At 69.7% G+C, this 25,889-nt stretch carries 25 protein-coding genes; 22 read left to right on the plus strand and 3 right to left on the minus strand.

Going from position 1 to position 25,889, the window contains the following annotated elements; genetic code table 11:
• Positions 1-33 precede the first annotated feature (33 nt).
• The 10 genes from OG735_RS33570 (at position 34) to OG735_RS33615 (ending at position 8,470) form a co-directional block, all read left to right on the plus strand.
• Complete coding sequence (locus OG735_RS33570) at positions 34-1,194, plus strand: ROK family glucokinase (protein ID WP_327326893.1); 1,161 nt, start codon at positions 34-36, stop codon at positions 1,192-1,194.
• Between the two features lie 2 nt (positions 1,195-1,196).
• Entirely contained in the window at positions 1,197-1,775 is a 579-nt protein-coding gene (locus OG735_RS33575; protein WP_327326895.1) for a hypothetical protein, read from the plus strand.
• Positions 1,776-1,802: 27 nt separating this feature from the next.
• On the plus strand, positions 1,803-3,098 hold the full coding sequence (gene pcaDC, locus OG735_RS33580; protein ID WP_327326896.1) for a bifunctional 3-oxoadipate enol-lactonase/4-carboxymuconolactone decarboxylase PcaDC: 1,296 nt from the start codon (positions 1,803-1,805) through the stop codon (positions 3,096-3,098).
• Positions 3,099-3,110: 12 nt separating this feature from the next.
• Positions 3,111-3,743 (plus strand): MBL fold metallo-hydrolase, encoded by a 633-nt coding sequence (locus tag OG735_RS33585; protein ID WP_327326897.1) that lies wholly within the window; start codon positions 3,111-3,113, stop codon positions 3,741-3,743.
• A 95-nt stretch (positions 3,744-3,838) separates the two neighbouring features.
• On the plus strand, positions 3,839-4,618 hold the full coding sequence (locus tag OG735_RS33590; protein WP_327326898.1) for an exodeoxyribonuclease III: 780 nt from the start codon (positions 3,839-3,841) through the stop codon (positions 4,616-4,618).
• Between the two features lie 58 nt (positions 4,619-4,676).
• Positions 4,677-5,129, plus strand: a complete 453-nt coding sequence (locus tag OG735_RS33595; protein WP_327326899.1) for a DUF6278 family protein — start codon at positions 4,677-4,679, stop codon at positions 5,127-5,129.
• A gap of 152 nt (positions 5,130-5,281) precedes the next feature.
• A complete protein-coding gene (locus OG735_RS33600) occupies positions 5,282-6,025 on the plus strand; it encodes an amino acid ABC transporter ATP-binding protein (protein WP_327326900.1) in 744 nt (247 codons plus the stop codon).
• Positions 6,026-6,040: 15 nt separating this feature from the next.
• On the plus strand, positions 6,041-6,964 hold the full coding sequence (locus OG735_RS33605) for a glutamate ABC transporter substrate-binding protein (RefSeq protein ID WP_327326901.1): 924 nt from the start codon (positions 6,041-6,043) through the stop codon (positions 6,962-6,964).
• A gap of 7 nt (positions 6,965-6,971) precedes the next feature.
• Positions 6,972-7,616, plus strand: coding sequence for an amino acid ABC transporter permease (locus tag OG735_RS33610; protein ID WP_327326902.1), 645 nt, complete (start codon positions 6,972-6,974; stop codon positions 7,614-7,616).
• Positions 7,613-8,470 carry an amino acid ABC transporter permease gene (locus OG735_RS33615; protein WP_327326903.1) on the plus strand — a complete coding sequence of 286 codons (858 nt, stop codon included), beginning with the start codon at positions 7,613-7,615 and terminating at the stop codon, positions 8,468-8,470. The genes OG735_RS33610 and OG735_RS33615 overlap by 4 nt, the downstream gene beginning before the upstream one ends.
• Positions 8,471-8,506: 36 nt before the next feature.
• Here OG735_RS33615 and OG735_RS33620 read toward each other — a convergent pair whose 3' ends face one another.
• Complete coding sequence (locus tag OG735_RS33620) at positions 8,507-10,108, minus strand: CocE/NonD family hydrolase (protein ID WP_327326904.1); 1,602 nt, start codon at positions 10,106-10,108, stop codon at positions 8,507-8,509.
• Between the two features lie 400 nt (positions 10,109-10,508).
• On the opposite strand from OG735_RS33620, the gene murJ reads away from it, so the two are divergent.
• The 4 genes from murJ (at position 10,509) to OG735_RS33640 (ending at position 15,005) form a co-directional block, all read left to right on the plus strand.
• Positions 10,509-12,149, plus strand: a complete 1,641-nt coding sequence (murJ, locus tag OG735_RS33625) for a murein biosynthesis integral membrane protein MurJ (protein ID WP_327326905.1) — start codon at positions 10,509-10,511, stop codon at positions 12,147-12,149.
• Between the two features lie 148 nt (positions 12,150-12,297).
• Positions 12,298-12,855, plus strand: a complete 558-nt coding sequence (locus OG735_RS33630; protein ID WP_327326906.1) for a hypothetical protein — start codon at positions 12,298-12,300, stop codon at positions 12,853-12,855.
• A gap of 88 nt (positions 12,856-12,943) precedes the next feature.
• The gene (locus OG735_RS33635) at positions 12,944-13,720 is read left to right on the plus strand and encodes an alpha/beta fold hydrolase (protein ID WP_327326907.1); all 777 of its coding nucleotides are present in this window, start codon (positions 12,944-12,946) and stop codon (positions 13,718-13,720) included.
• Positions 13,721-13,739: 19 nt separating this feature from the next.
• A complete protein-coding gene (locus OG735_RS33640) occupies positions 13,740-15,005 on the plus strand; it encodes a cytochrome P450 (protein ID WP_327326908.1) in 1,266 nt (421 codons plus the stop codon).
• Here OG735_RS33640 and OG735_RS33645 read toward each other — a convergent pair.
• Positions 15,002-15,745, minus strand: a complete 744-nt coding sequence (locus OG735_RS33645) for a hypothetical protein (protein ID WP_327326909.1) — start codon at positions 15,743-15,745, stop codon at positions 15,002-15,004. The genes OG735_RS33640 and OG735_RS33645 overlap by 4 nt on opposite strands.
• 104 nt (positions 15,746-15,849) lie before the next feature.
• Here OG735_RS33645 and ggt point away from each other — a divergent pair, with 104 nt between their 5' ends.
• The gene (gene ggt / locus OG735_RS33650) at positions 15,850-17,667 is read left to right on the plus strand and encodes a gamma-glutamyltransferase (protein WP_327326910.1); all 1,818 of its coding nucleotides are present in this window, start codon (positions 15,850-15,852) and stop codon (positions 17,665-17,667) included.
• Between the two features lie 150 nt (positions 17,668-17,817).
• Positions 17,818-18,528: a glycoside hydrolase family 75 protein gene (locus OG735_RS33655; protein ID WP_327326911.1), complete on the plus strand. Its 711-nt coding sequence runs from the start codon at positions 17,818-17,820 to the stop codon at positions 18,526-18,528.
• Positions 18,529-18,600: 72 nt separating this feature from the next.
• Here the strand turns inward: OG735_RS33655 and map are convergent, their stop codons facing one another.
• Positions 18,601-19,368: a type I methionyl aminopeptidase gene (gene map, locus OG735_RS33660; RefSeq protein WP_327326912.1), complete on the minus strand. Its 768-nt coding sequence runs from the start codon at positions 19,366-19,368 to the stop codon at positions 18,601-18,603.
• A 55-nt stretch (positions 19,369-19,423) separates the two neighbouring features.
• On the opposite strand from map, the gene OG735_RS33665 reads away from it, so the two are divergent.
• From OG735_RS33665 to hydA, 6 genes are all read left to right on the plus strand, one after another.
• A complete protein-coding gene (locus OG735_RS33665) occupies positions 19,424-19,678 on the plus strand; it encodes a helix-turn-helix domain-containing protein (protein ID WP_327326913.1) in 255 nt (84 codons plus the stop codon).
• A gap of 52 nt (positions 19,679-19,730) precedes the next feature.
• A complete protein-coding gene (locus tag OG735_RS33670) occupies positions 19,731-20,111 on the plus strand; it encodes a PPOX class F420-dependent oxidoreductase (RefSeq protein ID WP_327326914.1) in 381 nt (126 codons plus the stop codon).
• Positions 20,112-20,195: 84 nt separating this feature from the next.
• Positions 20,196-22,148, plus strand: a complete 1,953-nt coding sequence (locus OG735_RS33675) for a hypothetical protein (protein WP_327326915.1) — start codon at positions 20,196-20,198, stop codon at positions 22,146-22,148.
• A 158-nt stretch (positions 22,149-22,306) separates the two neighbouring features.
• A complete protein-coding gene (locus tag OG735_RS33680) occupies positions 22,307-23,149 on the plus strand; it encodes a nitrilase-related carbon-nitrogen hydrolase (RefSeq protein ID WP_327326916.1) in 843 nt (280 codons plus the stop codon).
• Positions 23,146-24,426 carry an aspartate aminotransferase family protein gene (locus OG735_RS33685; RefSeq protein ID WP_327326917.1) on the plus strand — a complete coding sequence of 427 codons (1,281 nt, stop codon included), beginning with the start codon at positions 23,146-23,148 and terminating at the stop codon, positions 24,424-24,426. Before OG735_RS33680 ends, OG735_RS33685 begins: the two co-directional genes overlap by 4 nt.
• A gap of 52 nt (positions 24,427-24,478) precedes the next feature.
• Positions 24,479-25,885: a dihydropyrimidinase gene (gene hydA / locus OG735_RS33690; RefSeq protein WP_327326918.1), complete on the plus strand. Its 1,407-nt coding sequence runs from the start codon at positions 24,479-24,481 to the stop codon at positions 25,883-25,885.
• Positions 25,886-25,889: the final 4 nt, after the last annotated feature.

Genomic DNA, 25,889 nt, shown 5'->3' on the forward strand with positions numbered 1-25,889 from the left:
GACAGCACCCGGCCCCCGACACCCCGCAGGGACATGAGCACGTACCGCGACTTCGCCCACCGAGGCTCCGCCCGCGCCACCGTCCTGAAGACCGTCGGCACCCGGGAACGGCGCTCTCACCTCTCCGCGCCCCGGGTTCCCACGGTCGGCATCGACATCGGCGGTACGAAGGTGATGGCGGGCGTCGTCGACGCCGACGGGGTCATCCTGGAGAAGATCCGCACCGAGACGCCGGACAAGTCCAAGAGCCCCAAGGTCGTCGAGGACACCATCTGCGAGCTGGTGCTCGATCTCTCCGACCGTCACGATGTGCACGCCGTCGGTATCGGTGCGGCCGGCTGGGTCGACGCCGACCGCTCCAAGGTCCTCTTCGCGCCCCATCTGGCCTGGCGCAACGAGCCCCTGCGCGACGCCGTCGCGGCCCGGCTCGCCGTGCCCGTACTGGTCGACAACGACGCCAACGCCGCCGCCTGGGCGGAGTGGCGCTTCGGCGCGGGCCGCGGCGAGGACCACCTCGTGATGATCACCCTCGGCACCGGCATCGGCGGCGCGATCCTCGAGGACGGCCAGGTCAAGCGCGGCAAGTACGGAGTCGCGGGTGAGTTCGGTCATATGCAGGTCGTGCCCGGTGGCCACCGCTGCCCCTGCGGCAACCGCGGCTGCTGGGAGCAGTACAGCTCCGGCAACGCGCTCGTGAGAGAGGCACGCGAGCTCGCCGCCGCCGACTCCCCGGTCGCGCACAGCCTCATCGAGCGCGTCGGCGGCAACATTCCCGAGATCACAGGCCCGCTCATCACCGAACTCGCCCGCGAGGGCGACGCCATGTGTATCGAGCTCTTCCAGGACATCGGCCAGTGGCTCGGCGTCGGCATCGCCAACCTCGCCGCCGCTCTCGACCCCTCGTGCTTCGTCATCGGAGGCGGTGTCAGCGCCGCCGACGACCTGCTCATCGGGCCCGCCCGCGACGCCTTCCGCCGGCATCTCACCGGCCGCGGCTACCGCCCGGAGGCCCGGATCGCCAAAGCCCAGCTCGGCCCCGAGGCGGGTATGGTCGGCGCGGCCGATCTCGCGCGGCTCGTGGCGCGCCGCTTCCGCCGGGCCAACCGGCGCCGTGTGGAGCGCCATGAGCGGTACGAGCGCTATGCGCAGGCCATCCGTAACTCCAGCACCACCCGCCCCACCCAGGAACCGTAGCCATGACCGTGCCCCGACAGTCCACCTCTCCGGACGACAGCGCCCACCCTCCCGAGGACCGGCGCCATATGCTCCGCCGCCGCTGGCTGACGGCGATCATCATCGTGCTGCTCGTCGGAGTCCCGGCCGGCTATCTGGTGATTTCCGCCGAGCAGAGCCGCGACAGCGGCCGGGACAAGGAGGCGGAGTCCTCGGCCACCAGTCTGCGGGAGACCTGGCCCTCCCAGACCAAGCGCCGTGTCTTCGAGGTGCCCATCCCGCCGAAGTCCACGGACGTTGCCTACTACGAGACGAGCAACTGGAAGACCAGCCGGCTGTTCGTGCAGTTCCGCACCACTTCCGGCGGGCTCGACCTGTTCCTGGAGGGCGTGGGGACGAGCCGCGCCAAGCTCCACGACGGTGTGGTCACCATCGGCGCGCGTGACGCCGCGACGGCGGGCTGGGACTTCGGCGCCGGTCAGGGCGACTGGGCGGGCACCAGCCACCCGCAGAAGGACCCGCGGCCCACCCAGGACATCACCGTCGACCTGAGTGACACGGCCCGCCCCAGGGTGTACGTGGTATCGACAGCGACCCCCTGACCGGACGACGAAACTTCACTGGATAGCGTGGAGAGGGTGAGTGAGACGCAGACGCCCCCGAAGACCCTGCAGTACCGGATCGACGGTCCCGACGACGCCCCCGTGCTCATCCTCGGCCCCTCTCTCGGCACTACATGGCACATGTGGGATCGGCAGATTGCCGAGCTCTCCCGCCGGTGGCGGGTGTTCCGGTTCGACCTGCCCGGCCATGGCGGCGCGCCCGCCCATCCCGCCACCGCAGTCGCCGAGCTCGCCGACCGGCTGCTCGCGACCCTTGACGAGCTGGGCATCCAGCGCTTCGGTTACGCGGGCTGCTCCATCGGCGGCGCGATCGGCATCGAACTGGCACTGCGCCAACCGCAGCGCGTGGCCTCCCTCGCACTGGTCGCCGCCTCGCCCCGGTTCGGCACCGCCGACGAGTTCCGCCAGCGTGGTGTGATCGTCCGCACCAATGGCCTGGACCCGATGGCGCGCACCGCGCCCGAGCGCTGGTTCACCCAGGGCTTCGCCTCCGCCCAGCCCGCGATCGTCGAGTGGGCCGTCCAGATGGTCCGCACCACCGACCCCGGCTGCTACATCGCCGCCTGCGAGGCGCTCGCGGCCTTCGACGTCCGCGGCGAACTCGGCCTCGTCGGCGTCCCCACGCTGGTCCTGGTCGGCTCCGAGGACCAGGTCACCGGGCCCGCGGAGGCCCGCACGCTGGTCGCCGGGATTCCGGACGCCCGGCTCGCGCTGGTCCCGGGTGCCTCCCACCTCGCCCCCGTCGAGCAGCCCGCCGCCGTCACCGATCTGCTCGAACGCCACTTCTCCACGGCGTGGCAGGACACGCTGTCGGCCATTCCGGCGCCGCCGGTCGCGCCCGCGATCTCCGCACCCGTGGCGCCCGTCGCCGAGATCGCCGCGGCCTCGCCCGAGCAGCCGCAGGCCGTGCGGACAGGGCGCCCCGACCCGTACATCGCCGGGATGAAGGTGCGCCGCGAGGTTCTCGGCGACGCGCATGTGGACCGGGCTACGGCCGAGGCCGACGACTTCACGGGCGACTTCCAAGAGCTGATCACCCGCTACGCCTGGGGCGAGGTCTGGACCCGCGAGGGCCTGGACAGACGCACCCGCAGCGTGGTGACGCTGACCGCACTGGTCGCGGGCGGACATCTGGACGAGCTGGCCTTCCACACCCGCGCCGCGCTGCGCAACGGACTGACCCCCGCCGAGATCCGGGAAGTCCTGATCCACGCGGCCGTGTACTGCGGCGTCCCCGCGGCGAATTCCGCATTCAAGGTGGCCCAGGCCGTGATCCAGCAGGAGACCACCCCCGAGGCGTAGCAGGATGGGGGCATGAGGCTCACGAAGAAGACGCATGCCTGCATCCGGCTCGAGAAGGACGGGCAGACGCTCGTCATCGATCCCGGCACCTTCAGCGAACAGGACGCGGCCATCGGCGCGGACGTCATCCTGGTCACCCATGAGCACCTCGACCATTTCAACGAGGACCGGCTGCGCGCCGCCCTCGAGGCGAACCCGGCAGCCGGGATCTGGACCCTGCGGAGCGTCGCCGAGAAGATCTCGGCGGCCTTCCCGGGCCGCGTCCACACGGTCGGCCACGGCGACACCTTCAGCGCCGCCGGCTTCGACGTACAGGTCCACGGCGAGCTGCACGCGGTGATCCACCCGGACATCCCGCGGATCACCAATGTCGGCTTCCTGGTGGACGGTTCGGTCTTCCACCCCGGCGACGCGCTCACCGTCCCGGACCACCCGGTCGAGACGCTGATGATCCCGGTGCAGGCCCCCTGGAACAAGATCTCCGAGGTCATCGACTACGTACGCGAAGTGAAGCCGCAGCGCGCCATCGACATCCACGACGCGCTGCTCACCGATCTCGCGCGGCCCGTCTACGACAACCAGATCGGTGCCCTGGGTGGCGCGGAGCACGGCCGGCTGGCCCCGGGCGAGGCGACCGATCTGTGACGGCCAACCCTGACCGCCACGCCCTGACCGGCCCCCTGGCTGCCCCCTGACCGCCGCACCGCTCACTGTCAGACCCCCCGGATAGGCTGTCGGGCATGCGCATCGCCACCTGGAACGTCAACTCGATCACCGCTCGGCTGCCCCGGCTGCTGGCCTGGCTGGAGAGCAGCGGCACGGACGTGCTGTGCATCCAGGAGACCAAGTGCACCGAGGAGCAGTTCCCCGCCGACGAGCTGCGAGAGCTCGGCTACGACTCCGCGGTCAACGCCAACGGCAGGTGGAACGGCGTGGCCCTGGTCTCCCGGGTCGGCCTGGACGAGGTCGTCAAGGGCCTGCCCGGCGGACCGGACTACGGGGGTGCGCAGGAGCCGCGGGCGATCTCCGCGACCTGCGACGGCGTCCGTGTCTGGTCGGTCTATGTGCCCAACGGCCGCGAGATCGCCCACGACCACTACGCCTACAAGCTGCGCTGGTTGGAGGCGCTGAAGGCCTCGGTGGCCGAGGACGCGGCGGGCGAGCGCCCGTTCGCGGTCCTCGGCGACTTCAATGTCGCACCGACCGACGAGGACGTCTGGGACCCCGCGCTCTTCGAGGGAGCCACGCATGTCACCCCGGCCGAGCGTGCGGCGCTCGCCGCGCTGCGCGAGGCCGGGCTGTCCGATGTGATGCCCCGCCCGCTGAAGTACGACCGTCCGTACACCTACTGGGACTACCGCGAGCTGCGCTTCCCCAAGAACAAGGGCATGCGTATCGACCTTGTCTACGGCAACGAACCCTTCACCAAGGCGGTCAAGGACAGCTATGTCGACCGCGAGCAGCGCAAGGGCAAGGGTGCCTCGGACCACGCACCTGTTGTTGTCGATCTGGACATCTGACGGCGGTTGACGCGCGCCCTGTGGTGCGTACGGCCGCGGGGATGCGAGGCTGAGCAGTATGAACATCCCTTTCTTGGACAACTGGCTCAAGCGCCACGGCGGTGACCTGGAGGAGATGGCGGTCACCGCCGGAGCCGAGAACGACCCGGAGAGAGCGGCGGCCATCGCCGAGCTGCTCTCCGAGTGTGAGCTGCTGCGTGTCCGAGCGGGGCAGGCCGGGCTCGAACTGGACGACTCCCCGGCCTCGTTGACCGCCCTCGACCAGTTGCCTCCGCGCTGGCGCGACGACCCGGAGGAGCTGCCCTGGCTGGGCAACGACGCGGGTCTCTACCTCGGCACCGTGATCGTCCGTACGGTCCCCGGCGCGACCTGGCACATCTGGCCGGCCGGCCATCCCGTGGTGCGGCTCGTCTCCGGCCGCGAGATCGGAGTGGTGGAGGCGGGTCTTGACTGGGCGGTCAATGGAGCGCCCGAGCTCTCCCAGGTGTACGCGGAAGCGGCCGAAGCCTGACGTCGCGCCGGGCTCGCCGGCCCGGCGACGATCATGGACGGCCGTACTTAATACGGCTTATGCCCCATTTATGCGTGTCGAGTGCGAAGTCTCTTATCGGGCTGGATAGTTTGCGCTGACCTCGACACAGCTGAGAGTGGGTGGGGCAACGTATGGCCGTCGATCCGTTGATCGAGCTGCGTAACGTCAACAAGCACTACGGACAGTTGCACGTTCTCCAGGACATTGATCTCACTGTCGGACGCGGTGAGGTTGTTGTGGTCATCGGCCCCTCCGGCTCCGGCAAATCAACACTCTGCCGTACGGTCAACCGGCTCGAGACGATCGAGTCGGGTCACATCAGCATCGACGGTCAGCCGCTGCCCGAGGAGGGCCGCGCGCTCGCCAAGCTCCGCGCCGATGTGGGCATGGTCTTCCAGTCCTTCAATCTCTTCGCCCACAAGACCGTGCTGGACAATGTCTCGCTCGCGCCCGTCAAGGTCCGCCGCCGCAAGAAGGAGGAGGCGGACAGGCGCTCCCGCGAACTCCTGCAACGCGTAGGCCTCGCCGACCAGGCCGAGAAGTACCCGGCCCAGCTCTCCGGGGGGCAGCAGCAGCGCGTGGCCATCGCCCGCGCGCTCGCCATGGACCCCAAGGTCATGCTCTTCGACGAGCCGACCTCGGCCCTCGACCCGGAGATGATCAACGAGGTGCTTGAGGTCATGCAGCAGCTCGTCCGCGACGGAATGACCATGGTCGTCGTCACCCACGAGATGGGCTTCGCCCGGTCCGCCGCGAACCGCGTCGTCTTCATGGCGGACGGCCGGATCGTCGAGGACCGCACCCCGGAGGACTTCTTCACCAACCCCGAGAGCAACCGTGCCAAGGACTTCCTCTCCAAGATCCTCAAGCACTGACGGGGATGAGGACTCATGATGCGTACGAGACGTATGAGACGTGCTCTCGCGGTGCTGGCGCTCGTCCTGGCCGTCGCCGCCACCGCGGACTGCGGAAAGGAGGGCAGCCCGCCCGTCAAGGGCCCGCAGACCGACCGGCTGCCGCGGTACACCGTGGCCACCGGCTTCCAGCTGCCCGACTCACCGACCTGGAACAAGGCCAGAAAGCGCGGCCATCTGGTCGTCGGCGCCAAGGAGGACCAGCCCTACCTGGGCGAGAAGGACCCGGCGAGCGGGCGCTACACCGGGTTCGACATCGAGATCGCCAAAATGGTCGCCGCCTCACTGGGCTTCGACCCGAACACCGTCCAGTTCATGACGATCGCCTCGGCGAACCGCGAAACCGCCCTGCAGAACGGGCAGATCGACTACTACGTCGGCACCTACACCATCAACGACAACCGCAAGAAGCTCGTCGGCTTCGCAGGCCCGTACTACCTGGCCGGCCAGTCCCTCCTCGTACGGGCCGACGAGCACGACATCAAAGGCCCCCAGGACCTGGCCGGCAAGCGCGTCTGCTCGGCCGCCGGATCGACGCCGTACCAGCGGATCGCGGCCGACTACCCGAAGGCCGACCTCGTCGCGTACGACACCTACTCCATCTGCGTGGACAACCTGCTGACCTATCAGGTCGAGGCCGTCACCACCGACGACGCCATCCTCACCGGCTACGCGGCCAAGGTGCCTGAAGAGCTCAAGGTGGTCGGCAAGCCCTTCTCCGAGGAGCCGTACGGCATCGGCGTCCCGCGCAGCGACAACGCCCTGCGCTTCGCCATCGACGACGCCCTCGAGGCCAACGAGAAGAACGGGAACTGGAAGAAGGCCTACGAGGCGACACTCGGCCTCTCCGGAGTGCCGGCCCCACAGCCGCCACCGATCGACCGCTACCCGGCGAGCTGAGGACACCGTGTACGTACTGATCGACAACTTCTCCCTGTACTCCAAGGGCTTCTTCGGCACCGTCAAGCTGACGGTCTACGCCTCGCTGCTCGCCCTGGTCCTCGGCTTCATCATGGCCTCCTTCCGGATCGCGCCCGTCCGCTCCCTCCGGGTGCTGGGCACGGTGTGGGTGACCGTGCTGCGCAACACCCCGTTGACGCTGCTCTTCTTCGCCGTTCTGCTCGGCCTGCCGCGCTTCGGACTCGTCCTGCCCTTCGAGCTCTTCGCGGTGATCGCGCTGGGCTGCTACACCTCCGCGTTCATCTGCGAGGCATTGCGCGCCGGCATCAACACGGTGCACAAGGGACAGGGCGAGGCGGCCCGCAGCCTGGGCATGAACTTCGGCCAGACCCTCAACAACGTGGTCCTGCCGCAGGCATTCAGGAGCGTCATCCCGCCGATCGGCTCCACGCTCATCGCGCTCGCCAAGAACTCCGCGATCGCCGGCGCGTTCAGCGTCACCGAGCTGCTCGGCACCTACAAACCCCTCAGTGAGCTGGGCTACAGCATCATCTGGACCTTTGTCTGGATCGCCGTCGGCTACCTGATCATCACCCTGACCATCAGTGCGTTGTTCAATGTGCTGGAGAAGCGCTATGGAGTCGCCCGATGACCGATTCCACCGCCCTCTACGACATCCCGGGTCCCAACACCCGCAAACGCCACCTCACTTACGGTGTCGTCTCGACCGTCCTGGTCGTGGCGCTGTTCGGCTGGATCGTCTATCTGCTCTTCGACACCGGACAGTTCACCGCAACCAAGTGGACTCCGTTCGAGTACAAGGGCATTCAGGAGCTGCTGCTGCGCGGACTTGGCTACACACTCATGGCCTTCGCCTACGCTGCGGTGCTCTCGCTCGCCCTCGGTGGAGTCCTCGCCACCGGCCGGCTCTCCGACCACCGGCCGGTGCGCTGGGTGGCCACTGCGGTGGTCGAGTTCTTCCGCGCCATGCCCGTACTGGTGATGATCTTCTTCATCTTCGTGGCGCTGAAGGTGCAGCCGTTGCCCGCGCTGGTGGCCGGACTGACGCTCTACAACGGTTCGGTGCTCGCCGAGGTGTTCCGGGCCGGCGTCAACTCGGTCGAACGCGGACAGCGGGAGGCCGCGTACACCCTGGGGATGCGCAAGACCCAGGTCATGTCATATGTCCTGGTTCCACAGGGAGTTCGCGCCATGTTGCCGACGATCATCAGCCAGCTGGTGGTGACTCTGAAGGACACCTCGCTCGGCTATCTGATCACCTATGAGGAGTTCCTCCACGCGGGCAAGCTCATCGCCTCGAATCTCGACTACGATTTGCCGTTCATCCCTGTGGTGATGGTGATCTCGCCTATCTACATCGGGATGTGCATGCTGCTCTCCTGGTTCGCCAACTGGATGGCCAGGCGACAGCGGCGCAACCCGAAAACAGAGGCCGCGGATGTCGCCCCGGCCGAACCAGGGACGCTGCTGCCGGGTGTGCAGTAGCTCAGGGGCAATGGCCCGCCCGGCAGCAGCCGGTGATCACTTCTCGTGCAGCGGGACCGACAGATATGACGGGTCGGCTGCGGACGAGGAGAAGGTCAGCTGCGCGCCGGACGGGTTGTGCTCGATGTAGAGCGGGTCGACGGTGTCGACGACCAGGGCGAGACGGTGGCCGGCCGGTACGTCGTAGGCGGTGGAGAACAGCTCCAGGTCGACGGTGAACGGCTTTCCGGGTGTCTCGCCGTGGAAGGTGTACGGCGCGTTGCTGACCAGCTTGCCGAGGCCGAGCGGGCCCACGTCGTAGAGATACGCGACGAGGGTGCCGCTCTCCTTGGTGCCGGTGACCGTGGTGTGCAGCTTCGTGGTGCCGCGCACTCGCTGCTCGGAGCCGTACCGCTCCGACTGCCAGACGGCGGCGAAGGGGCGCGGCAGCAGCGGGATCCACGCCATCGGGGGCACCTTGGCGAACTGGTCCAGGATGCTGGAGAGGAAGATGATCCCGCCGTCGGCGCCCGAGTCGACGTTGGCGTGGATCTTCTTGGTGCCGTCCAGCTCGATCTTCCGCTCCGTCGCCGCCACCGACTTCCAGTCCGGATAGCTCTCGTACGCGCCGGTGGAACGGGACTTGAGGCGGACCGGCTGCTCGCGCTCGACGCCGTTGTCGACGCCCTTGAGGTAGTGGTCGAGCCAGCGATGGGCGCTGGTCCAGGTGTCGTTGGGCAGGCCGAACAGTCCGGTGCCTTCGGCCGTGGCGTGGTCACCGGGGCGGAACTCCAGCCGCTTGGGGCCGGTGAGCTTCTCGTAGAAGTCCGCGTACTGGTTGGGCGGGAAGATGGTGTCGCCCCAGGCGTTGCCGAGCATGATGGCGGCGCCGTTGGCGTTGATCCGGTCCAGATAGGTGAGGGGGGAGCGCTTCTTCCCCCAGGCGATCAGTCCTGGTTCCTTGCTTACGTCGGCGGAGAAGAAGTCCGCCGTGATCCGCTGGAACTCCTCACTCGGCCGACCGGTGAGATACCCCGCTCCGGCGAGCATCGCCGTTGCCTGCAGATGCTGGGTGCGGCGGCTGTAGATGGACTCGACGAGGTCGGCCCAGCCGCTGAGCGCCGCGACCGCCTTGATCCGCTTGTCGTGGCCGGCGGCCAGCAGACAGATGCCGGCGCCGTACGACATCCCGGCCATGCCGACCTTGGCGGGGTCGGCAGGGGTGTTCGCCAGCGCCCAGTCGATCACCTCGGACGCGTCCGCGATGTCGGGCGGACCGGCCACCTCGATTTTGCCGCCGGACTGCCAGAAGCCGCGGACGTTGTAACTCACCACGACATAGCCCGAGTCGGCGAGCTGCTTGGCCTGGGCGAGGTATTCGATCTGGGGCAGGCCCCAGCTCGTGGGCAGCACGATCACGGGGTACTTCCGTGTGCCGTCAGCGTCGGCGGGCGTAACGACGTTGGCCTTGAGTACGGTGCCGCCATCACCCTTGATGTCGACGAACTGTACGTCCGGGGTGGCGGATTGGGCCTGAACACCGGCCGTCCGGACGGCGGGTGCCACCCCGGCGGCCGCCCCTACGGCCGGTCCGGCGAGAAGCGCCACGGAGACCGTACCGATCGCGGTCGTGCGCAGAGCCTTGCGCGACTGTCCCACGGGTCACTCCTCACTCGTGTCAATGCAAAGTGACCCGACGGTAACCTGAGGGACTTACTTGAGGTAACTACTCGGTAAGTTACGCGAGGGTAACGATTATTGGACGTCGTGTCAGTGGGAGTGGAGTCCGGCTCCTGTGTCGGCCATCGCCGCGGGATTCACCCCAACATGCCCTGCAGTGGCTGACGTTGAGGGGTGCGCACGACCTCGGCGCCGACGGCCACGTCATGCGCGGGGTACCCTCCACCCTTGACGATGTTGATCGTCTTTTCGGGCCGGCGCGCTGCCGGCCCGGTACCGGAGGCCAGGTCGTCGAGACCCTCGGCGAGTGGGAGAGACCAGTGGGCCCAGCCACCGACAACGCGCTGTACCGCGCCTTCCGGGCGCGTCCGGCCCGCCGATGACGGCCACTGTCGAGGCGCCGGCCGCCCGGCCCGCGTCCGTACTGCGCAGCGGCGCGGCGATGGCCGCCGGTTCCATCGTCTCCCGGGCCACCGGATTCATACGGTCCGCCGTTGTCGTCGCGGCCCTTGGCACCGGCCTCCTCGCCGACGGCTACACGGTCGCCAACACCGTCCCGAACGTCCTCTACACCCTGCTCATCGGCGGAGCGCTCAACGCGGTCTTCGTTCCCGAACTGGTCCGGGCCGCCAAGGAACACGAGGACGGTGGAGCCGCGTACACCGACCGGCTGCTGACCGCCTGCACCGTCGCACTGCTGCTCATCACGGCGGCGGCCGTCCTCGCCGCGCCGTCGCTCGTCGCCTTCTACACCGACTACACGGGCGCGCAGGCAAGTCTGACCGTGGCCCTCGCCCGCTACTGTCTGCCACAGATCCTCTTCTACGGTCTCTTCACCCTGCTCGGACAAGTACTCAACGCCCGCGGCCGCTTCGGCGCGATGATGTGGACGCCGGTCCTCAACAACCTAGTCGTCATAGGTGTGTTCGGGCTGTACCTCGGGGTCGCGGCCGGCAGCGATGGCACACTCGGCGGGTCCGAGGCACGGCTGCTCGGCTGGGGCACCACGGTCGGCATCGTCGTCCAGGCGCTCGCGCTGATCCCCTCGCTGCGCGCGGCCGGATTCCGCTGGCGGCCGCGCTTCGACTGGCGCGGCAGCGGGCTGACCCGGCCGCTGCGGTCGGCCGGCTGGCTGTTGCTGCTCGTACTGACCAACCAGTTCGCGTACTGGGTGGTGACCCGGCTGTCGACGTCCACCGCGAAGCACGCGGTGGAGGCGGGACTTGCGGGCGGGGCCGGGTACACGGCGTACACCAATGCCTATGTGCTGTGGGCCGTTCCGCAGGGCATCGTCACCGTCTCCCTCGTCACCGCGCTGCTGCCGCGGATGAGCCGGGCCGCGGCCGACAACGATCTCCCGGCCGTCCGGCGCGATGTCTCGTATGCGCTCGGCTCCAGCGCGGCGGTCGTGGTCCCGGCGGCATGTGCACTGTTCGCGCTGGCGCCGTGGGTGATGGGAAGCGTCTACGGGTACGGCAGGACCGGGCCGGACGACATCGCGGTGATGGCCGGGATGCTGATGGCGTTCGCGCCCGGACTGATCGCCTTCTCAGGCCAGTACGTGCTCTCGCGCGGCTTCTACGCGCTCTCCGACACCCGCATCCCCTTCTTCCTCAACCTGGTGATCGTCGGGCTCAACGCCGGGCTCTCCGTGGTCGCTTATCTGCTGCTGCCCGCGCGCTGGGCGGTGACCGGAATGGCCGCGGCGTACTCGGTCGCGCTCTTCGCGGGCTTCGCCGTCACCGCGTACACCCTGAACCGCAGACTCGCGACCGGCGGCCGGCCCGCGCTGCTGCGCTCGCCCGGCCTGAGGATGCACGGGCGGCTGCTGCTCGCCTGCCTGCCGGCGGGCGCGCTCGGTTACGCGGCGGCCCGGTTCGCCGACGCTGCCGGGGACTTCGCGGCGGCGGGCGCCGGGACGCTGACGCTGGCCGCGGTCGTCGCGCTGCTCGCGCGTCCGCTGGGCCTCACCGGAATCACCGCACTGCTGACCGGCGCCCGCCGGCGCCTGCGCCGCTGAACCACGCCGAATCGCCGGAAGGCACACTGAGGTGACCGCCACCGGCACCGTCGGTTCCTTCGGGCCGGAGCGCTGCTCGCTCGCCACCGGCTGAGCGGAATTCAGCCGACCTCTGGTGTTCCCGTGGCGGACGTCCCAAGCTCTCGGTGTGGAGAATCCAAAAGGCGACACCCCGCCGGCGGCGCTGGTGACCCTCCGGCTGCGACGGCAGGTCGAGTGGGTGCCCGTCGCGGCGCTCGTGCTGGCCGTCGTCTGGGCCATCGCCACCGGGGCGATCGTCGACGGTCCCAATGGGACGGCCGGCGGGATCGCCATGTCGGTGATCGGGGTGCCTATCGCCGTCCTCGCGGTCAGCTGCGTGGGCCATCTGGTGCGGCCGCTGCGGGTGAGTGCCGACGCGGCCGGGCTGACCGTGCGGCTGCCGGTCTGGCCGGCCAGAACAGTGCCCTGGTCCGGCATCTCGCGGGTGACCGCACTGCCGCAGTACGTCGTCGTCGGCTGTCGCGCGCCGGTCGGGAAACTGCCGCGGACCTGTCGGCCGCGGGCCGCGTACCGCAGACTCGCTCCCGCCCCTGACAGTGTGGCGAGCGGTCAAGGGCTCTGTTTCGAGACACTGGTATTCGAGCTGGATCCGGCCGAACTGCTGGACGCCATCAGGCAGTATGCGCCGGTGGGGCTCACGGTGACGGACGAAACACGCCAGTAGGCCTCCACAAGCCCCTCTCCACCCTTGCCCGGCGGGGCAGTTGACACCACCGTGGTGGTGTAGGCCTCTTTCGGCGATCGGAGCAGCCGTGGCCCCATTCCTCCTGCCCCATTCACTGTACGGATCGGGCCCGCACCGGATCATCGCCGTGCACGGCTGGCTCGCCGACCGTGCCGACTATGCCGCGATACTGCCGGACCTCGACCGGCACAACTTCACCTACGTCTTCGTCGATCTGCGAGGCTACGGTGAGGCGCGGGAAGCCCCCGGCGCGTACACCACCACAGAGGGCGCCGCCGACATCCTCACGCTCGCCGACCGGCTCGGCTGGGACTCCTTCTCGCTCATCGGGCACTCGATGGGCGGATCGGTGGTCCAGCGCGTCCTGGCCGCGGCCCCGCACCGGGTACGGCGGCTGGTCGGGATCTCGCCGGTGCCCGCGAGCGGGCTGCACATGCCGCCGGAGCAGTGGGAGCTGTTCGCCTCCGCGGCCACGAAGCCGGAGAGCCGACGCGCCATCATCGACTTCACCACCGGGTCGGTGCGGCCGGACGCCTGGCTGGACCGGATGGTCGACCGGTCCGTGGACCGCAGCGACCCCGACGCCTTCCGTGCCTGGCTCGACTCCTGGGCGGAGGAGGACTTCCATGACGAGGTGGCGGGCTCGACGACGCCGGCGCTCGCGGTGACCGGGGCCCTCGACCCGGCGATCAGCGCGGACTTCATGCGCCGCACCTGGCTGCGGTGTTACGCACGCGCGAAGCTGGCCGAGCTGGCCTGCGCCGGACACCACGCGATGGACGAGACCCCGCTCCAGGTCATCCGTACGGTCGAGGACTTCCTTCGGGCGGACGGCCGCGTATGAGGCGTATGACGATGGCCGTATGACAAGGCCCGACCGGACCGTGCCGGACGTCTTCGATCCGCGGATCTACGCCGCCGGGCTGCCGCACGACGCCTTCCGCGAGCTGCGCGACCACCACCCCGTGGCCCGGCAGGAGGAGTACGAGGTTCTCGGCTGGCCCGCCGGACCCGGCTTCTGGGCGGTCACCCGCCACGCGGACGTCGTGCGGGTCCTCAAGGACTCCGGGACGTTCTCGTCCCACCTCGGCGCCACCCAGATCCGCGACCCCGACCCGGCCGATCTGCCGTTCATCCGCCGCATGATGCTCAACCAGGACCCTTCCCCTCGCTTCGCGGGGGAGACCCCGTCGGACCACGGGCGGCTGCGGCGGCTGGTGAGCCGCGCCTTCACGCCGGGACGCATCGACCGCTTCACCCGAGCGGCCCGGATCCGGGCTCGTCAACTCCTCACCGCGGCACGGGACATCGGCCCTGTCATCGACCTGGTCAGCGCCGTCACCGACGATTACGCCCTGCTCAACCTCTCCGATCTGCTGGGCGTCCCGGAGAGCGACAGGGGACTGCTCCTGAAGTGGACCGAGCGCGTCATCGCCTACCAGGACCCGGACGAGCCGCCGGTGCTCGGACCCGACGGCTCGCCCGTCAACCCGCGCTCACCCGCCATGCTCCAGGAGATGTTCAGCTACGCCCAGCAGCTCGCCGCTTACAAACGGCGCCGGCCTGCCGACGACGTGATGACGTCGCTCGCGGAGTCGGAACTCTCCGACGCCGAACTGGAGATGTTCTTCTTCCTGCTCACGGTGGCGGGCAACGACACCGTTCGCAGCGCGGCTCCCGGCGGCTTCCTGACGCTGGCGGAGCATCCGGACGAGCAGCGCAGGCTGCGGGCCGGAGAGGTGGCTCCGGACAGCGCCGTCGACGAACTGCTGCGCCGCCAGCCGCCCGTCCTCAGCTTCCGCCGCACCGCCACCCGGGACACCCGCCTCGCCGGGCAGCAGATCCGCAAGGGCGACAAGGTCGTGGTCTTCCACGCCTCCGCCAACTACGACGAGCGTGTCTTCGAGGCCCCGCACGGCCTCGACCTCTCCCGCTCCCCGAATCCGCACGTCTCCTTCGGTGACGGCCCGCATGTCTGTCTCGGCGCCCACTTCGCCCGGCTTCAGCTGCGCGTCCTGCACGAGGAGGCGCTGGATGTGCTGCCGCCATTGACGACCGCGGGCCCGCCGCGCCGACTGGTGTCCAACTTCATCAACGGCATCAAGTCGCTGCCGCTGACCGAGGCCTAGCTTGCGGCGCGGTGGGAGTTGCGCGCGGCCGGGGCAGGCGTCTGCGCCGTCCGGGTCACATCGGCGACCAGCTCCACCACATCGGGGCCGTACGCCTGGGAGTTGACGACCTTGAGCAACAGGCAGAAGGAGTTGCCGCCGTGCTTGCGGGCGAGCTTCTCGTGGTTGCGGGCCAGATAGCGGGTGGCCGCCTGGTTGGTGATCGCGCGCTGGCCGCAGAAGAGAAAGACGGGCCGCGCGTCCTGCCCCGCCGTGAGCCGCGCCAGCATGACGTACTCGGCGACGCCCGGCTCCATGCGGTAGCGCTCCGGGCCGATCTGGAAGGAGCCCTGGTCGGGGCCCGGCTCAGGGGCCGTGTTGACCTTCACGCCGGGGAGCAGCGACTGCAGATGCGCGGCCATCCGGCGATTGGAGAACGGGCCGCCCACACAGAATTCCGTACGCTCGCCGAAGCCCTGCTGGGCTATGTCGTGCCAGATGATCTGGGCATGCGAACCGCAGTCCTTGATCAGCGCGGAGAGCTCGAGCAGCGCGAAGACGTCGAAGCGGTGCACGGACCCGTCGCGGCCGGCCTCCCGGTTGACAACGAGCAGGGACTCGGAGTTCCCCGGCAGCCCGAAGAAGGCCTGCTTGCGGTGGAGTCTGCGCCGCCAGAGGTACGTGCGGGTGAGCCAGCCGAATGTGGCGCTGACCCCGGCGGCCACCACGCCGAGCACGATATTGCGTACGTCGTCATTCATGGGCGCGCATGCTAGCGGTCTTGCGGACCATTGTTCGAGACGCGCCTGACGGGGCGGTCACGGTAAAGTTACGCTGCGCGGACGTACGTTGACTGGAGGTACGGATGCGTCGCTCTACCGCACGGAATGTGTCGGTTCTGGCCGTTGCCGCGGCCGTGGTCTCGATCGGCGCCGCGGCGCCGCCGAGCCACTCGCCGCCGGTAACGCCCCCGGTCAAGACGCCCGTGGCGGCCGGCTACGGCGGCGCCGTCGCGAGCGTCGACGCGGATGCCTCGGCCGCCGGCATAGAGGTGCTGCGGCGCGGTGGCAACGCCGTGGACGCGGCGGTGGCCACCGCGGCCGCCCTTGGCGTCACGGAGCCGTACTCCGCGGGCATAGGCGGTGGCGGCTTCTTCGTCTACTACGACGCCGCATCCCGTACGGTCCGGACCATCGACGGCCGCGAGACCGCGCCCCGGTCCGCGGACGCCTCTCTCTTCCTCGAGAACGGCAAGCCGATCCCGTTCGAGGAGGGCGTGACGAGCGGTCGCGGTGTCGGCACACCGGGCACCCCGGCGACCTGGAAAACCGCGCTGGACGCCTGGGGCAGCAGGCCGCTGCGGCAACTGCTGCGGCCCGCCGAGCGGCTGGCGAAGGACGGCTTCACCGTGGACGCCACCTTCCGCTCGCAGACCGAGGCCAACCAGGCGCGCTTCGCGGACTTCCCGGACACGGCGAAGCTCTTCCTGCCGGGCGGGAAACTGCCGGTGGTCGGCTCGGTCTTCAAGAACCCCGATCTGGCGCGTACGTACAAGGAACTGGGACGCAAGGGCGTCGGCACCCTCTACCGCGGTGAGCTGGCCCAGGACATCGTCCGTACGGTGCGCAAGCCTCCGGTGGCCCCGGGCGCGGCGCGGGTCGTGCGGTCCGGCGATCTGACGGCCGAGGATCTGAAGTCGTACGAGACGGAGCGCCGGGCCCCGACCAAGGTCGGCTACCGGGGTCTTGATGTGTACAGCATGGCGCCCTCCTCGTCGGGCGGTACGAGCGTCGGCGAGGCGCTCAACATCCTGGAGCGGAGCGACCTTTCGAAGGCCACGCAGGCGCAGTATCTGCACCGCTTCATCGAGGCGAGCCGGATCGCGTTCGCGGACCGCGGGCGGTGGGTCGGTGACCCGGCCTTCGAGGACGTGCCGACGAAGGAGCTGCTGTCGCAGCGGTTCGCGGACTCGCGTGGATGCTTGATCAAGGACAACGCGGTGCTCACCAGCCCGCTGGCGCCGGGCGACCCGCGCAGTCCCGCGGCGTGCGGGTCGTCGGGAACGGCCGCCCCCACCACGTACGAGGGCGAGAACACCACCCATCTGACCGCCGCCGACAAGTGGGGCAGTGTCGTCGCGTACACCCTGACGATCGAGTCGACGGGTGGCAGCGGAATCACCGTGCCGGGGCGCGGCTTCCTGCTCAACAACGAGCTGACCGACTTCTCCTTCGCTCCGGCCAGTCCGGCCGTCCACGACCCGAATCTGCCGGGCCCGGGCAAGCGTCCGCGCTCGTCCATCTCTCCGACCATCGTGCTCGACCACGGTCGTCCGGTGCTTGCGGTGGGCTCCCCGGGCGGCGCGACGATCATCACCACGGTGCTGCAGACGCTCACGGGCCGTCTGGACCGGGGTCTGCCGCTGGTCGACGCGATCGCGGCGCCACGCGCGAGCCAGCGCAACCAGGCGACGACGGAGCTCGAACCGGCGCTGTGGAACAGCCCGCTCCGCGCCGAGCTGGAGGCAATCGGCCATGCCTTCCGGCAGAACCCGGAGATCGGCGCGGCGACGGGCATCGAGCGGCTGCCCGACGGGCGGTGGCTCGCGGCTGCCGAGAAGGTACGGCGGGGCGGTGGCTCCGCGATGGTTGTCCACCCGAGCGGTACTCAGTCCGGCGGCTGACCGATAGAAGTCGAACGCCCGCGGCCCCGGCCTCAATGGTCGGTCGGGTCGCGGGCGTTGTGCTGCCAGGGGTTGACGCGGTCATGCAGAGGGCTCACATTTGGTCGTTGAAACGGGTAAGGAAACTTTCCTAACAGAAAGGCCACCCCCATGCGCACTCGTACGCTCGCGCTGGCCGCTGCTTCCGGCGTCGCCCTCCTCGCGGCCGCGGCACTGCCTGCCACCGCCAACTCGGCGCAGCATGCCGCCGTTCCGAAGGCCGCCGGCGTCAAGGTAGGTTCGGTCAGCGCGGCCGACCTGCTGGCCAAGGTGAAGAACTGTTCGCAGATCTCCAACGGCAAGTACAAGTCGGACACCGAGACTTCGGCGAACATTCCGGTCTGCGGGAAGAACGGAGCCGTGTTCTGGAAGGCCGACATGGACGTCGACTGCGACGGCCAGGTCACCAGTAAGTGCAATGCCGACACCGACCCCTGGTTCCAGGACGACACGGCCTTCCATCAGTCCAACGGCAAACCGCTGAACGCCGAGAAGCTGCCGTATGTCGTCGTGCCGAGCAGCAGCGGCATCTGGAACTACTCGAGCGCCGGGATCAAGGGTGGCGGTGTCGTCGCCGTCATCCACAACGACAAGGTGGAGTACGCCGTCGTCGGGGACACCGGCCCCAACAAGATCATCGGCGAGGCGTCCTACGCCACTGCGAAGGCGCTGGGCATCGACCCGGACCCGGAGACCGGCGGTGCCGAGTCCGGTGTCACGTACATCCTGTTCAAGAACTCCAAGGTCTCTCCGATCGAGAGCCACGGCGCCGCGGTGAGCCTCGGTGACTCCCTCGCCAAGAAGTTCCTGCAGGACAACTAGGCGGACGGTGGGGCGGGGCGACCGGGCGGGCCTGCTCGGCGGGCCCGCCCGGCGGGGCTTCCAAAACCCGCTCTAGAGCGCGGTCAGGATGCGCGGGCCGTCGTCCGTGATCGCCACCGTGTGCTCCGCGTGGGAGGCACGGCTGCCGTCCGCGGTGCGCACCGTCCAGCCGTCGCGTGCCGTGTAGTGGTTGTCGGTGCCGCCGCCGATCACCATCGGCTCGATCGCCAGCACCATGCCGTGCCGCAGGGGCATTCCCCGGCCCGGGCGTCCCTCGTTGGGGACGCCCGGGTCCTCGTGCATATGGCGGCCCACACCATGGCCGCCGAAACCGTCCGGGATCCCGTACCCGGCCGTCCGGCACACCCGGCCGACGGCGTGGGCGATGTCGCCGATGCGGTTGCCGACGACGGCCGCCGCGATGCCCGCCGCCAGCGCCTCCTCGGCGGTACGGATCAGCCTTGTGTCCTCGGCGCGGGCGCGTCCGACGGTGAAGCTGACGGCCGCGTCGCCCACCCAGCCGCCGTGGATCGCGCCGCAGTCGATGCTCACCAGGTCGCCGTCGCGCAGCCGGTAGTCGCCGGGGATACCGTGCACGATCGCGTCGTTGACGGAGGCGCAGATGACGGCGGGGAAGGGGGTAGGTGCCCACTCGGGGCGGTAGTCGAGGAAGGGCGATGCGGCGCCGGCCTCACCCAGGACCGTGCGGGCGGCCCGGTCGAGATCGCGGAGGCTGACGCCGACGGCCGCGGCCTCCCGGACCGCCGTGAGTGCCTGGGCCACGATGCGGCCGGCCTCGCGCATCGCGTCGATTGATGTATCGGTTTTGATCTCCACCATGCCAATTACTATACCGGTCCTTCCGGTATTTTAATACCGGCATTAGAATAACGGCATGGTGCGCACTCCTCTCACTCCCGAAGAGCGTGAACGCGGCGAACGGCTCGGCCGGTTGCTGCGCACGGCGCGCGGCGACCGCAGCATGGTGGAAGTGGCCGCGGCCGCCGGACTGTCCGCCGAGACTCTGCGCAAGATCGAGACGGGCCGCGCCCCGACCCCCGCCTTCTTCACCGTCGCGGCACTCGCCGCGGTCCTCGGTCTGTCCATGGACGAACTGGTCGCGAGCTGCGCGCTGGCGCCCGCTGCCTGAACCGGACCCCCTGACGCACGCCTCGGAACCCGGCGCGGCGTACTCTCGCGTCGTGACTCCCGAAGACTTCGCCGACGCCAAGTACATCAGCGTGACCACGTTCCGCAAGGACGGGATGGGCGTCGCCACGCCCGTGTGGTTCGCGGTGGACGGCGGTGAGATCTTCTTCTGGACCCGCTCCGACTCCTGGAAGGTCAAGCGCCTGCGCAACAACAGCCGCGTCGTCGTCACGGTTTGCGACGTACGCGGCCGGAACTCGGACGGTGCCCCGAGCGCGGAGGGCACGGCGCGGCTGCTGGAGGGGGACGCGATGGGCGCGATCCGTAAGCTCCTCGCCCGCAAGTACACCTGGCAGTTCTGGCTGGTCGACTGGCCCGCGACGATCGTGCGACGCGGGAAGCGGCCGCACACCGGCATCGCGGTGACCATCTGAAAACTGTCCGTAGCAGAGCCGTAACACGACTGCGGTCGAATGCATCCGGAGCGGATGCTTTCGGGCGGTGGCGCAGGGGCGGCGATGACGGTGCATCAACTTCCGGTAGAGGCCGGGACGTTCGCGCGGTACTTGAGAGATCTGACCGCGCTGCTCGACCCGGGTGACGGCTGGTACGGGATCTTCTGCCAGCGGGACCCCGAGGGGATGCGGGCCTGCCTGGACGGTGTCGAGATCCCGCCCTGGGACGTGGTGGAGTCGCTGCTCCAGGACCTCGCGACGGGGCGCGGGGCGCAGTTCGCCGAGCCCGAAACCGTGCGCGCGAGACGGCTCCACACAGCCTCGGCGGCGGTGCACGACCGGCAGCCGGGCGGCCGCGAGGCACTGACGGAACGACTCGAACTGATGCGCCGCGAGCAGGTGTACGCGACGGGCCGGGCGGAAGAGCTGGTGCGCCGCCTGGCCGGGGAACCGGAGGGCACACCGGCGTCGGAGCAACTCGCCAACGAACTGGCCTGGACACGTGACGACCACGCGAGGGCGACCGCCCGGGTGGGGGAGCTGCGGGGCCGGCTTGCGGCGGTACCTGACGGGCCCGGCGCGGACGAGGAGACGTCCGTGCTGCCGGACAGCTGGTACAGCCGGGCGGACACCTCGGCCGGCCCCGGGCCGACGCGGGTGCCGGACGGACGCACGCGCTCGGGCGTGGGGTGGGCCGCGGACCAGGAGGAGTCCGCCGCGCCGGACGGGTATGCGCACGCCGCCCCCGCGGACGGCCGGCCCCGGTGGGCGCAGGAGACGGCCGAGGGTGCCGGATCTGCCCCGGTGTTCGGCGGACCCGCGCGCCCCGCGGACGGACCGGGCGAGCCGAACGGGTCGGGCGGACCGGGCAGGCCGCACGGACAGGGCAGGCCGAACGGGCCGGGCAGGCCGCACGGACAGGGCGGCGGAGCGGAGCACGGCCGGGAGGCGGACGACTGGTCCGGCTTCGCTCGGCGGTACGAACGGCCCACCGCGGCCGAGGCCCGGGCGGCCGCCGCCGACGGCTGGGACGCCCTCCGGGAACGACCGGGTGCGGACCCGGCGTACGACGCGTACCCCCGTCCGGGCAGCGATGCCACTCGCCGGCCGGGCAGGCCCTCGTTGCCCGACGACTGGTTCCGGCCGGAGCCCGCCGCGGCCGAGCCCGGCGACCCGGCGGCACCCCGTCCAACCGCGTTCGGTCCAACCCCTCCCGGTCCAGCGGCGTCCAGCGGCACCCGCACCGGCTCCGCCCGCCCCGAGGCACAGCCCGACCCCCCGGTCGGCCCGCCCGCCCAGTCCGAGACCCGTTCCGCCAAGAAACGGCGGCCCCGTGGGGGCGCCCGGTTCGCCGGCGTCGAGGGGAGCGGGGACGAGATCGCCGCCGTGCCCGTGCTGCCCGTCACCGACGACGTCCCGCGCGGTGCCAGATACGGCGGCGCCGCACCCAGTCAGGAAACACCCGCCGCCCCCGCCGTATCGGACGGCGCGCGCAGGGCCGCGCGGGAGACCGTCGACGCGCTCAGCCGGCTCCGGGCCGAGGGGCTGAGCGGTGAGGCGCACGCCATGATCTGCGAGGCCGCCGTCCGGCCCGCCTCCTGGCTGCCCCTCCTGGCGGCCGAACTGCACCGCGCCGGCCTCGACGCCGACTGGGCCACCCTGCTGTGGGAGGCCGCCTCGCAGCCCGCCCTGCGGCTCGCATCGGCAGCCGGAGCACTCGCCGCCGCCGGCCGGACCGAGGACAGCCGACAGCTGCTGCGCCAAGGCGTGGCCCGCCCCGCCGACGACATCGCCGCCGCCGTACTCGCCCTCGAGGACGAGAGCCGGAATCCGGAGGCAAGGGCTCTACTGACCGCCTACGTACAGGTGCACACCGCCGAGGACACGGCCAGAATCGCCGAACGGGATCCGCGCCGCCTTGTGCCGCAGCTGCTCGACGCCGCACGCGCCCAGTCCGCGGCGCATGAGCGCGATCTCGTCCACGCGCTGCGCGTAGCGGGTCACCTCAGCGGCTGAAGCGGTTCGGAGTGGACCGCTCGGGTGTGAAACATGATCGACTCTGCGGGTTAACGACGATGGTCTTGCCCCGCCGTGTGACGGGGCTTACGTTCTCCTCCTACGCACCGCATCTACGTGCGTAGAAGCTCTCTGACGCGCCGTCGAAGGAGCAACTCATGGCCCATGTCGTACGCGCCGCACTCGTCCAGGCGACCTGGACCGGCGACACCGAATCCATGATTGCCAAACATGAGGAACACGCCCGCGAGGCGGCCCGCCAGGGCGCCAAGATCATCGGTTTCCAAGAGGTCTTCAACGCGCCGTACTTCTGTCAGGTCCAGGAGCCGGAGCACTACCGCTGGGCCGAGCCCGTCCCGGACGGCCCGACCGTCCGCCGGATGCAGGAGCTCGCCCGCGAGACCGGCATGGTGATCGTGGTCCCGGTCTTCGAGATCGAGGGCGCCGGCTTCTACTACAACACCGCCGCCGTGATCGACGCCGACGGCTCCTACCTCGGCAAGTACCGCAAGCACCACATTCCGCAGGTCAAGGGCTTCTGGGAGAAGTACTACTTCAAGCCGGGGAATCTGGGCTGGCCGGTCTTCGACACGGCGGTCGGCAGGGTCGGGGTGTACATCTGCTACGACCGTCACTTCCCGGAGGGCTGGCGTCAACTGGGCTTGAACGGAGCTCAGTTGGTCTACAACCCGTCCGCCACCTCGCGCGGGCTATCCGGGTACCTCTGGCAGCTGGAGCAGCCCGCGTCCGCCGTCGCCAACGAGTACTACATCGCCGCCATCAACCGTGTCGGCCAGGAGGAGTACGGCGACAACGACTTCTACGGCACCAGCTACTTCGTCGATCCACGAGGCCAGTTCGTCGGTGAGGTCGCCAGCGACAAGGAGGAGGAGCTGCTCGTACGGGACCTCGACTTCGACCTGATCGATGTCGTACGACAGCAGTGGGCGTTCTACCGGGACCGTCGCCCCGACGCCTACGACGGGCTGGTGCAGCCGTGACCAACCTGCACGACCGCCACAAGGCCGTCATCCCCGACTGGGTCGCCCTCTACTACCAGCAGCCGATCGAGATCACGCACGGCGAGGGCCGGCACGTCTGGGACGCGAACGGCAACCGCTACCTCGACTTCTTCGGCGGCATCCTCACCACCATGACCGCTCACGCTCTCCCCGAGGTCACCAAGGCGGTGAGCGAGCAGGCCGGGCGGATCATCCACTCCTCCACGCTCTATCTCAACCGCCCGATGGTCGAGCTCGCCGAGCGGGTCGCGACCCTCTCCGGCATCCCCGACGCGCGGGTCTTCTTCACCACCTCGGGCACCGAGGCCAATGACACAGCCCTGCTGCTCGCGACCGCGTTCCGCCGTTCCAACCAGATCCTGGCCATGCGCAACAGCTACCACGGCCGGTCCTTCTCCGCGGTCTCCATCACCGGCAACCGCAGCTGGTCGCCCACCAGCCTCTCCCCGTTGCAGACGCTGTACGTGCACGGCGGCGTCCGCACCCGCGGCCCCTACGCCCGGTTGTCCGACGCGCAGTTCATCGAGGAATGCGTCGCCGACCTCGAGGATCTGCTCGGGCAGACCCGCGGTGTCGCCGCGCTGATCGCCGAGCCCATCCAGGGCGTCGGCGGTTTCACCTCGCCGCCCGACGGTCTGTACGCGGCCTTCCGCGAGGTCCTCGACCGACACGGCATCCTGTGGATCTCCGACGAGGTGCAGACAGGCTGGGGCCGCACGGGCGAGCACTTCTGGGGCTGGCAGGCGCACGCCGAGAACGGGCCGCCGGACATGCTCACCTTTGCCAAGGGCATCGGCAACGGCATGTCCATCGGCGGTGTCGTCGCCCGCGCCGAGATCATGAACTCCCTCGACGCCAACTCCATTTCGACCTTCGGCGGCTCCCCGGTCACCATGGCGGCCGGCGCCGCCAACCTCTCGTATCTCCTGGAGCACGACCTCCAGGGCAACGCCCGCCGCGTCGGCGGTCTGCTGATCGAGCGGCTGCGGGCCATCGGAGCGAGTGCCGCGTCCGTACGGGAAGTACGCGGCCGAGGCCTGATGATCGGCATCGAGCTGGTCAAGCCCGGCACGGACGAGGCGAACCCCGAGGCGGCCTCGGCCGTCCTGGAGGCGGCCCGCGAGGGCGGGCTGCTGATCGGCAAGGGCGGCGGCCACAACACCAGCGTCCTGCGCATCGCCCCGCCGCTGTCGCTGACCGTCGCGGAAGCGGAAGAAGGCGCCTCGATCCTCGAACGGGCCCTGCACAGCGTCTAGTCGAGGACTCAGTTCATCCTCCAGTTCAGCGTACGAGAGGGAGCGCACCAGCATGAGCAGCACCCGCACCTTGATCCGCGGCGGTCTGGTCATCACCGCCGCGGACGAGATCCACGCGGACGTACTGATCGAGGACGGCCGGATCGCGGCGCTCGCCGCCCATGGCTCCGCCGTGTCCGAGGCCTGGACCGCCGGCCGCACCATCGACGCGACGAACAAGTACGTCATTCCGGGCGGCGTCGACGCCCACACTCATATGGAACTGCCCTTCGGCGGCACCCACGCCTCCGACACCTTCGAGACCGGGACGCGGGCCGCGGCCTGGGGCGGCACCACCACCATCATCGACTTCGCGGTGCAGTCGGTCGGCCACGCCCTGCGCGAAGGCCTGGACGCCTGGTACGCCAAGGCCGACGCCAAGTGCGCCATCGACTACGGCTTCCACATGATCCTCTCCGACGTCAATGAGTCGTCGCTGAAGGAGATGGACAAGCTGGTGGAGGAGGGCATCACCTCCTTCAAGCTCTTCATGGCCTACCCCGGCGTCTTCTACAGCGACGACGGCCAGATCCTGCGCGCCATGCAGCGCTCCGCCACCAACGGCGGGCTGATCATGATGCATGCCGAGAACGGCATCGCCATCGACGTCCTGGTGGAGCAGGCGCTGGCCGAGGGCCGCACCGATCCGCGCTACCACGGCGAGGTGCGCAAGGTCCTGCTCGAGGCCGAGGCCACGCACCGAGCCATCCAGCTGGCGCGGGTCGCGGGAGCTCCGCTGTACGTGGTCCATGTGTCGGCGGAGGAAGCCGTCGCCGAGCTGGTGGCCGCCCGCGACAAGGGGCTGAATGTCTTCGGCGAGACCTGTCCGCAGTACCTCTTCCTGTCCACCGACAACCTCGCCGAACCGGACTTCGAGGGCGCGAAGTACGTCTGCTCCACGCCGCTGCGGCCGCGCGAGCACCAGGCCGCGCTCTGGCGCGGGCTGCGGACCAATGACCTGCAGGTCGTCTCCACCGACCACTGCCCGTTCTGTTTCGAGGGCCAGAAGGAACTCGGCCGCGGCGATTTCTCCAAGATCCCCAACGGGCTGCCGGGCGTGGAGAACCGGATGGATCTGCTCCACCAGGCGGTCGTCGACGGACACCTCACCCGTCGCCGCTGGATCGAGATCGCCTGCGCGACACCGGCCCGGATGTTCGGCCTCTATCCGAAGAAGGGCACCATCGCTCCCGGCGCCGATGCCGACGTCGTCATCTACGACCCGCACGCCGAACAGACCCTCTCGGCCGAGACCCACCACATGAACGTCGACTACTCCGCGTACGAGGGCAAGCGGGTCACCGGCCAGGTGGAGACCGTGCTGTCGCGCGGCGAAGTGGTCATCGACGGGCGGGAGTTCACCGGCCGGGCGGGACACGGCCAGTACACTCCACGCGGCACCTGCCAGTACCTCAGCTAGCCAC

Origin of the sequence: Streptomyces sp. NBC_01210 (genome assembly GCF_036010325.1) — a bacterium.
Classification (GTDB): domain Bacteria; phylum Actinomycetota; class Actinomycetes; order Streptomycetales; family Streptomycetaceae; genus Streptomyces.

Bases quoted from the DNA above. Each gene is read 5' to 3' on its own strand.
- OG735_RS33570 (WP_327326893.1), top strand. From the start codon at position 34: ATGAGCACGTACCGCGACTTCGCCCACCGAGGCTCCGCCCGCGCCACC.
- OG735_RS33575 (WP_327326895.1), top strand. From the start codon at position 1,197: ATGACCGTGCCCCGACAGTCCACCTCTCCGGACGACAGCGCCCACCCT.
- OG735_RS33585 (WP_327326897.1), top strand. From the start codon at position 3,111: ATGAGGCTCACGAAGAAGACGCATGCCTGCATCCGGCTCGAGAAGGAC.
- OG735_RS33590 (WP_327326898.1), top strand. From the start codon at position 3,839: ATGCGCATCGCCACCTGGAACGTCAACTCGATCACCGCTCGGCTGCCC.
- OG735_RS33595 (WP_327326899.1), top strand. From the start codon at position 4,677: ATGAACATCCCTTTCTTGGACAACTGGCTCAAGCGCCACGGCGGTGAC.
- OG735_RS33600 (WP_327326900.1), top strand. From the start codon at position 5,282: ATGGCCGTCGATCCGTTGATCGAGCTGCGTAACGTCAACAAGCACTAC.
- OG735_RS33605 (WP_327326901.1), top strand. From the start codon at position 6,041: ATGATGCGTACGAGACGTATGAGACGTGCTCTCGCGGTGCTGGCGCTC.
- OG735_RS33615 (WP_327326903.1), top strand. From the start codon at position 7,613: ATGACCGATTCCACCGCCCTCTACGACATCCCGGGTCCCAACACCCGC.
- murJ (WP_327326905.1), top strand. From the start codon at position 10,509: ATGACGGCCACTGTCGAGGCGCCGGCCGCCCGGCCCGCGTCCGTACTG.
- OG735_RS33640 (WP_327326908.1), top strand. From the start codon at position 13,740: ATGACAAGGCCCGACCGGACCGTGCCGGACGTCTTCGATCCGCGGATC.
- OG735_RS33645 (WP_327326909.1), bottom strand. From the start codon at position 15,745: ATGAATGACGACGTACGCAATATCGTGCTCGGCGTGGTGGCCGCCGGG.
- ggt (WP_327326910.1), top strand. From the start codon at position 15,850: ATGCGTCGCTCTACCGCACGGAATGTGTCGGTTCTGGCCGTTGCCGCG.
- OG735_RS33655 (WP_327326911.1), top strand. From the start codon at position 17,818: ATGCGCACTCGTACGCTCGCGCTGGCCGCTGCTTCCGGCGTCGCCCTC.
- map (WP_327326912.1), bottom strand. From the start codon at position 19,368: ATGGTGGAGATCAAAACCGATACATCAATCGACGCGATGCGCGAGGCC.
- OG735_RS33665 (WP_327326913.1), top strand. From the start codon at position 19,424: ATGGTGCGCACTCCTCTCACTCCCGAAGAGCGTGAACGCGGCGAACGG.
- OG735_RS33675 (WP_327326915.1), top strand. From the start codon at position 20,196: ATGACGGTGCATCAACTTCCGGTAGAGGCCGGGACGTTCGCGCGGTAC.
- OG735_RS33680 (WP_327326916.1), top strand. From the start codon at position 22,307: ATGGCCCATGTCGTACGCGCCGCACTCGTCCAGGCGACCTGGACCGGC.
- hydA (WP_327326918.1), top strand. From the start codon at position 24,479: ATGAGCAGCACCCGCACCTTGATCCGCGGCGGTCTGGTCATCACCGCC.